The organism is Flexivirga sp. YIM B11880, from assembly GCF_058148645.1.
In genome coordinates this window covers 73841-86099 of the sequence record NZ_JBMAMH010000011.1, presented here as the reverse complement: position 1 = coordinate 86099, position 12259 = coordinate 73841, and the positions used below count along the sequence as shown (strand labels likewise).

Below are 12259 nucleotides of genomic sequence, written 5' to 3'. Positions count from 1 at the left end.
GGTTCGATGAGGCGGCAGTGCGGCACGGTTCATGACGTTTCGGCGAAAGGCGAGGATTCGTGGCGGATCGACGAGTGTTGGTCACCGGAGGCGCCGGGTTCATCGGGTCGCACCTGGTGGAGCGCCTGCTCGACCGCGGGGACGAGGTGCTGGTCGCGGACAACTTCTACTCCGGGATGCGATCCAACGTGCACCATTTGCTCGGCAACCCGGCCTTCGAGCTGATCCGGCACGACGTCACCTTCCCGCTGTATGTCGAGATCGACGAGATCTTCCATCTGGCCTGCCCGGCGAGCCCGGTGTATTACCAACGGGACCCGGTCCAGACGACCAAGACGAGCGTGCATGGATCGATCAACATGCTCGGCCTCGCCAAACGCACCGGCGCGAAGATTCTGCTGGCCTCCACCTCCGAGGTCTACGGCGACCCGGAGGTCCATCCACAACGCGAGGACTACTGGGGGCACGTCAACCCAACCGGCATCCGCTCGTGTTACGACGAGGGCAAGCGGTGCGCGGAGACGCTGTTCTTCGACTACCGGCGCCAGCACGACCTGCCGATCAAGGTGGCGCGCATCTTCAACACCTACGGCCCGCGGATGCGACCCGACGACGGCCGGGTGGTCTCGAACTTCATCATGCTCGCGCTGCGTGGCGAGCCGATCACCATCTACGGCGACGGACAGCAGACCCGTTCGTTCTGTTACGTCGACGATCTCGTCGACGGCCTGCTTGCGCTGATGGGTTCCGAGCCTGACTTCACCGGACCGGTCAACCTCGGCAACACCGGCGAGTTCACCATGATCGAGCTCGCCGAGCAGGTCATCCGGCTCACCGGAAGTAGTTCGCGGATCGTCCACGAGCCGCTGCCGGAGGACGACCCGACGAGGCGGCGACCGGACCTGTCACTCGCCAAGAAGGCGCTCGGCTGGGAGCCGGTCACGGCCCTGCCCGAGGGGCTGGCTCGCACGATCGAGCACTTCCGGAGCAGCGGAGTCGGCTGAGCCAGGAGCCGGTGCTCAGCTGGGTGGCGCGAACTCGTCCACCAGAGGGACGACGTCGGCGATCGACTCGACCACCCGGGTCGGCACGAACGGGTGCCGGGCCACCGCATCGCGTCCGGTGGAACCGGTGAGGACGAGGATCGTGCGCAGACCCGCCTCCAGGCCGCTGACGACGTCGGTGTCCATCCGGTCGCCGATCATCACGGTCGTCTCGGAGTGCGCCTCGATCCGGTTGAGCGCACTGCGCATCATCAGCGGGTTCGGCTTGCCGACGTAATAGGGCTCCACACCAGTGGCTCGAGTGATCAGGGCCGCGATGGCGCCCGTGGCGGGCAGCAGCCCGTCCTGGGAGGGGCCGCTGGGGTCGGGGTTGGTGGCGATGAAACGCGCGCCGCCGGCGACCAGCCGGATGGCCCGCGTGATCGCCTCGAACGAGTAGGTGCGGGTCTCCCCCAGCACGACGTAGTCCGGGTCGCGCGACGTCATGATGTAGCCGATGTCGTGCAACGCCGTGGTGAGACCCGCCTCGCCCACGACATAGGCGGAGCCATTGGGCCGCTGATCGTCGAGGAACTGCGCGGTCGCGAGCGCCGACGTCCAGATCGCCGCCTCCGGGATGTCCAGCCCGCTCGCGCTGAGTCGCGCCCGCAGGTCCCGCGGCGTGTAGATCGAGTTGTTCGTGAGCACCAGGAAGCTGAGGTCCAGCGCCTGCAGTCGGGCGAGAAACTCGGCGGCGCCCGGTATGGCGCGCTCCTCGTGCACCAGCACCCCGTCCATGTCAGTGAGCCAGCTGCGAACCTCGCGCTTCTCGGTCATGGGGCAAGTATTGCGGGTCGTGCGCCGCCATACCGACAGGGCGGAGCCGGCGAGACATGCTCGCCGGCTCCGCCCTGTGTCGAGTGGTGCGGGGTCAGGCGGCCTGCGCCATCGCCTTCTGCAGGTTCTCGTCGATTGCCGCGAGGAACTCCTCGGTGCTCAGGTAGCTCTGGTCGGGACCGACCAGCAACGCCAGGTCCTTGGTCATCTGCCCGCCTTCGACGGTCTCGATGCAGACGCGCTCCAGGGTCTCGGCGAACTGGGTGACCTCCGGGGTCTCGTCCAGCTTGCCGCGGTGCGCGATGCCCCGGGTCCAGGCGAAGATCGAGGCGATCGGGTTGGTGGAGGTGGCCTTGCCCTGCTGGTGCTGCCGGTAGTGGCGGGTGACGGTGCCGTGCGCGGCCTCGGCCTCGACGGTCTTGCCGTCGGGGCTCATCAGCACCGACGTCATCAGGCCGAGCGAGCCGAAGCCCTGTGCCACGGTGTCGGACTGGACGTCGCCGTCGTAGTTCTTGCAGGCCCAGACGTAGCCGCCCTCCCACTTCAGCGAGGACGCGACCATGTCGTCGATCAGCCGGTGCTCGTAGGTGATGCCGGCCGCGTCGAACTGCTCCTTGAACTCGTCCTCGTAGATGCGCTGGAAGATGTCCTTGAACTGCCCGTCATACGCCTTGAGGATGGTGTTCTTCGTCGACAGGTAGCACGGCACCTTGCGCTGCAGCGCGTAGTTGAGCGAGGCCCGGGCGAAGTCCTCGATCGACTTGTTGTAGTTGTACATGCCCATCGCGACGCCACCGTCGTCGCCATACTCCGCGACCTCGAGCTCCAGCGGCTCGGACCCGTCGGCGGGCTCGTAGGTGATCTTCACCTTGCCGGCGCCCGGCACCTTGAAGTTCTGCGCCTTGTACTGGTCGGCGTGCGCGTGACGGCCGATGATGATCGGCTTGGTCCAGCCCGGCACCAGCCGCGGCACGTTGGAGATGATGATCGGCTCGCGGAAGATCACGCCGCCGAGAATGTTGCGGATCGTGCCGTTGGGGCTCTTCCACATCTCTTTGAGGCCGAACTCCTCGACGCGGGCCTCGTCCGGCGTGATCGTCGCGCACTTGACGCCGACGCCGTACTGCTTGATCGCATTCGCCGCGTCGACGGTGACCTGGTCGTCGGTGACGTCGCGGTTCTCGATGCCGAGGTCGAAGTACTTCAGGTCGACGTCGAGGTAGGGGTGGATCAACCGGTCCTTGATGAACTGCCAGATGATGCGCGTCATCTCGTCGCCGTCGAGTTCGACGATCGGGTTCTTGACCTTGATCTTCTCCATGACCTGCCTAAGGCTTCTCGGGGGGTGTAACCGGTGGATCCGGGTGCTCATGGCGCTGTTCGGCGCCATAACAGGCTAGCCGGGAGCTGACAACACCTCGGTGCCAGGCCTGCGTATGGCGCTGCTAGCGTCATACGGGAAAGACCACCATCTCGCCCAACTGGGAGTTCTCGTGAGTGCAACGCCAGTCAAGGTCGCCGTTACCGGCGCCGCCGGCAACATCGGTTACAGCCTGCTTTTCCGGATCGCCGCGGGCGACCTCTTCGGTCCGGAGACACCCGTCGAGCTTCGCCTGCTGGAGGTCACTCCCGCCCTCAAGACGCTCGAGGGCGTCGTGATGGAGCTGGACGACAGTGCGTTCCCGCTGCTGGCCGGAGTCCAGATCGGCGACGACCCGAAGAAGGTCTTCGACGGCGTCAACCACGCGCTCCTCGTCGGCGCGAAGCCGCGCGGCCCGGGCATGGAGCGCGGCGACCTGCTCAAGGACAACGGCGGCATCTTCGGCCCCCAGGGCAAGGCGCTCAACGAGGTGGCGGCCGACGACATCAAGGTCACGGTGACCGGCAACCCGGCCAACACCAACGCGCTCATCGCGATGAGCAACGCTCCCGACATCCCGCGCGAGCGCTTCACCGCGCTGACCCGGCTGGACCACAACCGGGCGCTCGCGCAGCTGGCCGCGAAGCTCGGTGTGCGGGTCACCGACATCTCGCAGATGTCGATCTGGGGCAACCACTCCGCGACCCAGTACCCCGACGTCTTCCACGCCCAGGTCGGCGGCAAGTCGGCGGCCGAGGCGGTCGACCAGGACTGGATCGAGAACACTTACATCCCGACCGTCGCCAAGCGCGGCGCCGCGATCATCGAGGCACGCGGTGCGTCGTCGGCCGCCTCTGCGGCGTCCGCGACCATCGACCACGCCCGCGACTGGCAGCAGGGCACCAACGGCGCCTGGGTGTCGATGTCGGTGCCCAGCGACGGCTCCTACGACGTGCCGGAGGGCATCATCAGCTCCTTCCCCGTCACGGTCGCCGACGGCAAGTGGTCGATCGTGCAGGGTCTGGAGATCAACGACTTCTCGCGGGGCAAGATCGACGCGTCGGTCCAGGAGCTGCTGGGCGAGCGCGACACCGTCAAGGAGCTCGGCCTGATCTGAGGCGCGTTCCGTCATCCAGAAGGCGGGCACCGGTCGTGTCGACCGGCGCCCGCCTTCTGTGTCTCCGCAAAAGGTTCAGGCCGGGAGCGGGGTCAGCTTCACCACGGTGAAGATCACCGTGAGTGCGCACGCGAGCAGCAGGAACGCGGCGCCGTCGACGCCGCGGGAGCGTATGACGAGCGCCCCGAGCAGCCGTTCCGAGAGCACGAGCCGCCCGATGCCGGCACAGCCGAGAACCGCGGCGAGGACATATCCCCCGGCCCGCACCCCACCGGCCGCGATGATGCCCAGTGCCACCAGGCTGCCGAGTATGACGAACCACCACAGCGGTCCGAGACTGAAGCGCGTCACGCGTGCGCGACCTGCCGCTCCGCCGCGGCCACGACGTTGGTCAGCAGCATGGCGCGCGTCATCGGTCCGACACCGCCGGGGTTGGGCGTGAGGTGGCCGGCGACCTCCGCCACGTCCGCCGCCACGTCGCCGGCGATCTTGCCGTCCACGCGCGACACGCCGACGTCGAGCACAGCCGCACCCGGCTTCACCATGTCAGCGGTGATCAGCCCCGGCACACCGGCCGCCGCGACGATCACATCCGCATTCCGGGTGTGCGCCGCCAGGTCCCGTGTGCCGGTGTGGCAGAGCGTCACTGTCGCGTTCTCGCTGCGCCGCGTCAGCAACAACCCGAGCGGCCGGCCGACGGTCAATCCGCGTCCCACCACCACGACCTCCGCGCCGGCCAGCGGCACGTCATACCGGCGCAGCAACTCGATGGCACCGATCGGCGTGCACGGCAGCGGTCCCTGCTCCCCCAGCACCAGCTTCCCGAGGTTGAACGGGTGCAGGCCGTCGACGTCCTTGTCCGGGGAAACTCTTGACAGCAAAGCGAATTCGTCCAGACCGGTCGGCTGCTGCACCAGAAAGCCGGTGCACGCCGGGTCGGCGTTCAGCTCGTCGATGACCACCTCCACCTCGGCCTGCGTCGCGGTCGCCGGCAGGTCGCGCCGGATCGAGTTGATGCCGATGCTCGCGCAATCCTTGTGCTTGGCACCGACATACCAGTGCGAGGCTGGGTCGTCACCGACCAGCACGGTGCCGAGCCCGGGCACGATCCCGTGCTCGGCGAGCGCCGCCACCCGGGCGCGCAGTTCGTCCTTGATCGCCACCAATGTGGCCTTGCCGTCCAGGAGAGTTGCGGTCACGGCGCTCATCTTTTCACGCCGGGATCATCGACAACCGCACCGTCCGCACCGGGTTGTCGACGTTGAGGTCCACCAGGCAGATGCTCTGCCAGGTGCCGAGTGCGAGCCGCCCGTCGACCACCGGCACCGTCGCGTATGGCGGGACGAGCGCCGGCATCACGTGTGACCGCCCGTGCCCGCGCGAGCCGTGCGCGTGCTGCCAGCGGTCGTCCGCCGGCAACAGATCGGACAGCGCGGCCAGGAGGTCGTCGTCGCTGCCGGCGCCGGTCTCGATGATCGCGATCCCGGCCGTGGCGTGCGGCACGAACACGTGCAACAAACCGTCCGGCCCGACGCGCGCGAACTCCGCGCACTCCCGGGTGATGTCGAGCACGGATTCCGCTGTCCCGGTGCGGAACGAGAGTGTCTCGGTGCGCATGATCACTTCCTCCTCAGGTGCCCGGCGGCGGTCAGCCAGTCATCGACGTGGTCGGCCATGATGTCGGCGCCCTTGCGCCGATAGGCGTGCCGCGCCCGCTCGGCCGCCGCCGCGGACGCCGCATCGTCGCCCACGATCAGGTGGGTGACCGCCTGGTCGATCGCCTGCTCGGCGACCATGATCGGCATCGACATGCCGGCGATGGCTGCCCTCGCCTGCTCCACCCGTTTCAGCGCCAACTCCGAATTCCCTGTCGCGGCAAGCAATTGCGCGACAACGGAATTACGTAAGCCGGGGTTGTAGCCGTCGTCCTCGAGGGTCGGCGCCTCCAGGTCGCCGTCGAAGGCCTCCAACGCCGCGTCGAGATCGCCGGTCCGTAGCAGCAACCGCACGATCCACATGCCGTTGTCCAACTGCATGACCGGGGCCAACTCGGGCAGCGTCTCCTGCAACGCCGCCGCGGCGCCACGGGCGTCGCCGAAGCTGTAGAGGGCCATCGCCCACCGGTCGGTCTCCCGCGCCAGGTAGTCCGGGCCGCTGGACAGCTCGCGCACACGTTCCCAGTCGGCCGTGGCACCGGCCCGGTCGCCCTGCATCGCTCGCAACCACACCCGCAGCGGCAGCAGGCTGAGGATGCGGTCGCGCTGCGCTCCACCGGACGCGATCGCCTGGTCGACGTCCTGCAGCACCAACCCGACCGGTTCGTCGCTCCACATGGCGTATTCGACCCGCGCGAACGTCAGCCGCCGGCGCACCGGCCGGTCGTCCACCTGCTCGGCGAGCGCGGTCAGGCGGCTCACCTCACCGAGTCCCTCGGTCATCCGTCCGGCGAGGCCGTAGGCGAGCACCCGCGCCCACCCCACGTCGAACCCGATCGACGACAGGTCGGCGAAGCCCGCTGCGGCGCCGACGAGTTCGGTGCTGACGGCGATGCCTTCGAGCGGTGTGGTCGCCGCCGTCTGGAGCCGGCTGGCGAGCAGCATGCCCTCGCGGTGCACCAGCCACGCCGGCGACTCGTCGAGCTTCTTGTCGAAGAGTTGGACGATCTCCTCGACCTCGGCGAAGTTCATGTGATCCGAGCGCATGAACGCGCGGTGCGCGACGTCGTGCAGCCGGGGGTCGTCGTCGGCATACAGCTCGACGAGCCGCAGGTATGCAGCACGCGCGCCCGGCTCCCCGCGCAGGTCCAGCTCCTCGGCCGCCTCGAACGACGCCGTCGCCGCCCGGTCTCGCACCTGGGCCACGAGTTCGGCGTCCGAGGAGACCGCTGCGATCTCGGCATACGCCTGCCGGACGTGCTCGGCGATCGCCATACGCTGTGAACCTTCAAGTTTTTCAGCGTTTTTCGCCAGCCAGTCGGCTGCGCGCAGGTGGCGCTCCGAGCGCACCTGACGAGCCTGCGTCCGGTAGGCGGTCTCCATCAGCATCGACTGCGCGAACTGATAGCGCGTGAAGCCGGAGTTGTCCTGATCGCCCAGCTCCAGGATGTTGAGCTGGCGCAGCCGGCTCGCGACATCGTTGCCGGTGTCCTCAGGGTCGGGGTCGGCCGTGCGTACCGGTCCCACTGCTTCGGCGTAGAACTCACGGCCGAGCACCGAACCCACCTCACAGAAGGCGCGTTCCATCGGGGTCAGCCGGTCGAGGGTGGCCTCGAAGAGGGTGTGCACCGACACCGGCAGCTCCTCGCCGTCGCACATCGAGTCGAGCAGCACCTCGAACACCTGCGGGTTGCCGTCACTGCGCCGGATCAGCGCGTCCAGGGCGACGTCTGGCGAGCGCCCGGATCCCGCTGCAACCGCTTCGAGTTCGGGCTGTCGCCCGGTCGCCATCTGGCGTAAGTCATCACCGGTCAACGGGTCGACCGGCTCCACGCGGGACTGCTGGCCACCGCCCCACATCGGCCGGCGCTCGAAGAGCTCCGGGCGGGTGGTGCAGATGGTGAGCACCGGGTAGGTGAGCAACGGCTCGATGAGCTGTTCGATGAGGTCGAGCATCGGCTCGCTCGCCCAGTGGATGTCCTTCCACCACACCGCGATCGGGCCGCTCAGCGCGAGTCGCGAGATGACCTTGCGCGCGGCCCACACGATGTCCTCGGTGGAGGTTGTCTCCTCCGACCGCGCGGTGGCGGACTCCAACCGCCGGATGATCGCTGTGGCCGTGCGTTCGGGGAACATGCCTTTGACCGTCTCGGTCCAGTCCTCGCTGACGCCGGAGAGCAGCTTGGCGAGCGGGCCGTAGTTGCCATCGGTGCCCAACGGTTGGGCGACGCCGCGCAGCACGCGCAATCCGTCCCGCTCCTCGGCGAAATGCCCTACCAGCCGGTTCTTTCCGATGCCCGGCTCACCGACGTAGGTGAGGAACCAGCCCTGTCCCAGCCGTCGGGAGCGGTCGGCGATCGCGTTGAGGTCGCGAAGTTCCGCCTCCCGGCCGACGAACGGCGTGCGCCGGATCTCGCCGAGCCGGGTGCCGGAGCGGCTGACCTGGTAGACGTCCTGGGGCTCGGTCTTGCCACGGTGGGTGATCGGACCGACGAAGTCGAGGGGCACCTCGTGGCCGACCAGCGCCGCGACAGTGTCTCCGACATACGTCTCGTCCGGCCCGGCGGCGGCCTCCAGCCGGGCCGCGACATTGACCGCGTCGCCGGTGACCGAGAACTGCCCGTCCGGCTGGTGGGTGACGAAGACCTCGCCGGAGTTGACACCGATGCGCACGCGCATCCGCTGCCCGAGTTGCGCCTGCATCCGGCCGGACAGCTCGCGGACCGCCGCATGGATGTCGGTGGCTGCCCGGACGGCACGCAGTGCGTCGTCCTCACGGGTCGCCGGCACCCCGAAGACCGCCATGACGGCGTCACCGATGAACTTCTCGACCGTGCCGCCGTACTTCCAGACAATGCGGGAGACGGTGTCGAAGTAGCGGGCCAGCCCGGCGCGCAACGCCTCCGGGTCGACCGACTCACCCAGTCCGGTGGACCCGACGATGTCCACGAAGAGGATCACGACGTGCTTGCGCACCGGTGCCTGGAGCGCGCCGGTCGCGAGCGCGGCACCGCAGTTGGGACAGAACTTCGTCCCGGCGGGTGACTCGAATCCACAACGCCAACAGGTGATCACGAGGCTTGATTCTTCCAGGTGGCGGTTCCCAGCTTGTCCGCGTTGCGCACCCACACCTCTACCTGGGACACGAGCGCCGTCGCGCCCTTGGCGGTCAGCGCTGCACGGGCTCGGTCGGCGGCGCCGGTCGATGCGTCGTCGTTGCCGAGCAGGCGCTCCACGATGGCGATCATCGTGTGCATGAACGCCGCGTTGACCGGGCTCTCGTCGGGCCGGTCCATGCGGGCGTTGACGTCGATCTGATGCAGCGCCCCGACGCGGTCACCGCGCAGAGCGCACTGCACGGCGATCATGTATGCCGTGTTGGCCTCCTCGAGGAAGGCGAGCGTCGGGGGCAACTCCACCGTCACCAACCGGCGACAGCATTCGACCGCGAACTCGAGGTCGCCGGCGAAGATGGCGTCGCGCGCGCCGGCACCGAGCATGCTGGTCGCGAACACCGGTATGGCGGTCTCCGCCGCGCGGGCCGCCCAGTAGCGCGCCGACTGCGTGAGTGCTCCGGTGGCGAGCAGCAGTCGCGGATAGTGCTGCAGGTCATAGGCGTGCAGCCGCACCGGCACGTCCTCCAGTGCGGTCCGCAGCTGCACCCACAACACCTCGGCCTCGTCGAGATCCCCTCGCATTGCCAGTGCACTGGCCAGCACGGCCGTCGTGGTGCGCCACATATTCCGTTGGCCGGAGACCATCTCCTGGACCGCTCGTGCGTCGGCGATGACCTCGGTCAGCGGCGTCGATCCGGCATAGGCGATCTGCAGGTCGAAGTTGCGCCACATGCGCTCGAGGAACACCACGCCGTTCTGCTCCGCCCGCGCGATGCCCGCTGCGCAGAGCTGGTGACAGGCCGCGAAGTTGTCGAGGTCGGCCTCCGCCTGCGCGAGATAGACCGACACCAGGTCGAGCGCGAACGCCGGCAGAACGGGGAGTTCGTCGAGGCGGCTCATCAGCTCGCGGCCCTCGGTGCGCATCTCCTCCAAGGTGAGTTCGCCGCCGCGCATCGCCGCCCAGTGTCGCGTCGCGTTGCGCACCACCTGCCAGCAGCGATCGGTGACCATCGCGACATCGAGGCGGTCCAGCCAGGCGTTCGGGCGGGCGGGGTCCGCGAGGTCGGTGCGTTCGAGCATGACCGCGTGCGCCACCTCGAAGTGACGCTCGTCGCCGGCCGGGAGCACCTCCAGCAGTCGGTCGATGGCCTCCGGCAGGCCGGGGTCGCCGCGCAGGCGCATCGCCCGCATCGACGCCATGGCGGCGTCGGCCGCCTTGCTCTGCAACGCCGTGCGCTCGGCCGGGGACCCACCGATCTCCTGCAGGAGGTCGAACGCGCGTTGCCGGTGCGACGCGACGAGGGCGACCGGGTCGGTGCGCACCGCGCTCCGATGCTCGTCCACCCAGTCCGCGAGTGCCGAATGTCGAGAGATGCGAGTGCGTTTGGGCATGGTCCGGTAGGCCGTCTGCATGAAGACCGTTTGCGCGAAGCGGTAGTCGCCGTCACTGGCCAGCTCCAGCACGTTGCGGTCGCGCAGTCGGTCGAGCGCCGCCTCCGGTTCTGCGACTCCCGCGACAACTGCCACCGGTGCTGCCGGGAAATGCCGGCCGTAGATCGCCGCCGCCTCCACGACGGCACGCTCGTCAGAGCTCAACCGGTCGAGCGCGGCCTCGTAGAGCTGAGTGACCGAGACCGGCAGGGTGCCGCTCGCCGCGGCCGATTGGGCCAGCAGCTGGACGACCTGCGGGTTGCCGTCGGCCCGCTCGACCAGATCCTCGGCGGTGATGTTCGCGTCACCGGCGTCCAGCGCGATGCGTTCGGCGGCGACCGCCAGCATGTCGTCGTAGTCGAGTGGTTCGACGTCCTCGACGCGTGCCTTGCGGCCGCCACCCCAGGTGGCGCTCACCTCGAACAGCTCCGGCCGGGCGAGGCAGATGGTGAGGACCGGCAGGGTCCGGCAGGCCGCGGCGAGCCGGCCGATGAAGTCCAGCTGGGCCGCGGTCGCCCAGTGCAGGTCGTCCCACACCGACGCCACCGGCGTCGTCTCGCAGATGGCGCCGAGCACGGCACGCACCGCCCACACCACGTCGTCGGTGGAGGTCTGGGCGGTGGACCGACCCACGGCAGACCGCAGTCGTTGCAGGACCGGAGCAGCGTTGTCAGCGAGCAGCTGCTCGACATACGCCTCCCAATCGCCGTCCAGACTGCCCAGCCAGCTCGCGAGCGGCGCGAAGGCGCCGGTGCTCATCGCGTCGCAGCCACCTGCCACGACACGCAACCGGTCGCGTCGACCGGCGGCGAACTGCCGGATCAACCGGGATTTTCCGATGCCCGGATCGCCGACATACGTGAGCAGCCAACCTTGCCGACGGGCCGCGGACCGATCCGCCAGCGTGGCCAGGTCGGCCAGCTCGACCTCGCGACCGACGAAGGCGGGATCGCGCACTTCCACCACCCGGTCCTGGTCGGCCGCAACGCGAAAAACATGCTGCGGCACCGCTTTTCCCTTGTGCAGGATCTCACCGACGTCGTCGAGAGCGATCTCACCGACGATCAGCTCCGCCACCGTGTCGCCGAGGTAGGTTTCGTCCGTGCCTGCGGCGGCTTCCAGTCGTTGCGCGGTGTTGACCGCGTCGCCGGTGACCGAGAACTGCCCGTCCGGCTGGTGCGTGACGAAGACCTCGCCGGAGTTGACACCGACCCGCACGTGCAGCCCGACACCGATCTCGGACTCGAACTCCTGCGACAGCTCCGCGACTGCGTCATGTATGGCGATCGCCGCCCGCGCCGCGCGGACCGCATCGTCCTCGCGCGTGTGCGGGACGCCGAAGACTGCCATCACCGCGTCGCCGATGAACTTCTCCACGGTCCCGCCGTGGTCCCAGATGACCTTCGACACCGCGGCGAAATAGCGCGCGAGCCGCTCCCGCAACGCCTCCGGGTCCGCCGCCTCACCCAGGGTCGTCGAGCCGACGATGTCGCAGAACAGGATCACGACGTGCTTGCGCACCGGCGCCTGCAGACCGCCCTGGGTCACCGCCGCGCCGCACGACGCGCAGAAGCGTGCGGCGACGGGGAGCCGGGCTCCGCACCGAGCACACGTCGTCACAGACGCCATCTTGCCTTGCGGGTCAACCTGTTACCGCCCCTCGCCCGGCTCGGCCCCGCATCGGGCGCATGTCGTCACGGGACGGGAATCTACTCGCGAGCACCGACAAGTCTCGGAAAGATGACAGTGCAGCGAATCCG

General features: G+C 68.7%; 9 protein-coding genes. 2 read left to right on the top strand and 7 right to left on the bottom strand.

Annotated elements, in window-relative coordinates; genetic code table 11:
• The first annotated feature begins 59 nt into the window (after window positions 1-59).
• Window positions 60-1004 carry a UDP-glucuronic acid decarboxylase family protein gene (locus ACN8HC_RS15375; protein WP_490075715.1) on the top strand — a complete coding sequence of 315 codons (945 nt, stop codon included), beginning with the start codon at window positions 60-62 and terminating at the stop codon, window positions 1002-1004.
• 15 nt (window positions 1005-1019) lie between these two features.
• On the opposite strand, the gene ACN8HC_RS15370 is transcribed toward ACN8HC_RS15375, so the two are convergent.
• Together ACN8HC_RS15370 and ACN8HC_RS15365 are read right to left on the bottom strand one after the other, a co-directional pair.
• Window positions 1020-1820 carry an HAD-IIA family hydrolase gene (locus ACN8HC_RS15370; protein ID WP_490075714.1) on the bottom strand — a complete coding sequence of 267 codons (801 nt, stop codon included), beginning with the start codon at window positions 1818-1820 and terminating at the stop codon, window positions 1020-1022.
• 94 nt (window positions 1821-1914) lie between these two features.
• Window positions 1915-3141 (bottom strand): NADP-dependent isocitrate dehydrogenase, encoded by a 1227-nt coding sequence (locus tag ACN8HC_RS15365; RefSeq protein WP_490075713.1) that lies wholly within the window; start codon window positions 3139-3141, stop codon window positions 1915-1917.
• A gap of 172 nt (window positions 3142-3313) precedes the next feature.
• Here ACN8HC_RS15365 and ACN8HC_RS15360 point away from each other — a divergent pair, with 172 nt between their 5' ends.
• Window positions 3314-4297, top strand: coding sequence for a malate dehydrogenase (locus ACN8HC_RS15360; RefSeq protein ID WP_490075712.1), 984 nt, complete (start codon window positions 3314-3316; stop codon window positions 4295-4297).
• 75 nt (window positions 4298-4372) lie between these two features.
• Here ACN8HC_RS15360 and ACN8HC_RS15355 read toward each other — a convergent pair whose 3' ends face one another.
• The 5 genes from ACN8HC_RS15355 to ACN8HC_RS15335 are packed head-to-tail and all read right to left on the bottom strand — an operon-like array spanning window position 4373 to window position 12119.
• Window positions 4373-4648 (bottom strand): DUF3017 domain-containing protein, encoded by a 276-nt coding sequence (locus ACN8HC_RS15355; protein WP_490075711.1) that lies wholly within the window; start codon window positions 4646-4648, stop codon window positions 4373-4375.
• Complete coding sequence (locus tag ACN8HC_RS15350) at window positions 4645-5496, bottom strand: bifunctional methylenetetrahydrofolate dehydrogenase/methenyltetrahydrofolate cyclohydrolase (protein WP_490075710.1); 852 nt, start codon at window positions 5494-5496, stop codon at window positions 4645-4647. Before ACN8HC_RS15350 ends, ACN8HC_RS15355 begins: the two co-directional genes overlap by 4 nt.
• Window positions 5497-5509: 13 nt before the next feature.
• The gene (locus ACN8HC_RS15345) at window positions 5510-5914 is read right to left on the bottom strand and encodes a secondary thiamine-phosphate synthase enzyme YjbQ (protein WP_490075709.1); all 405 of its coding nucleotides are present in this window, start codon (window positions 5912-5914) and stop codon (window positions 5510-5512) included.
• Between the two features lie 2 nt (window positions 5915-5916).
• Window positions 5917-9027, bottom strand: coding sequence for an adenylate/guanylate cyclase domain-containing protein (locus ACN8HC_RS15340; RefSeq protein WP_490075708.1), 3111 nt, complete (start codon window positions 9025-9027; stop codon window positions 5917-5919).
• Window positions 9024-12119 (bottom strand): adenylate/guanylate cyclase domain-containing protein, encoded by a 3096-nt coding sequence (locus tag ACN8HC_RS15335; RefSeq protein ID WP_490075707.1) that lies wholly within the window; start codon window positions 12117-12119, stop codon window positions 9024-9026. Before ACN8HC_RS15335 ends, ACN8HC_RS15340 begins: the two co-directional genes overlap by 4 nt.
• Between the last annotated feature and the right edge of the window lie 140 nt (window positions 12120-12259).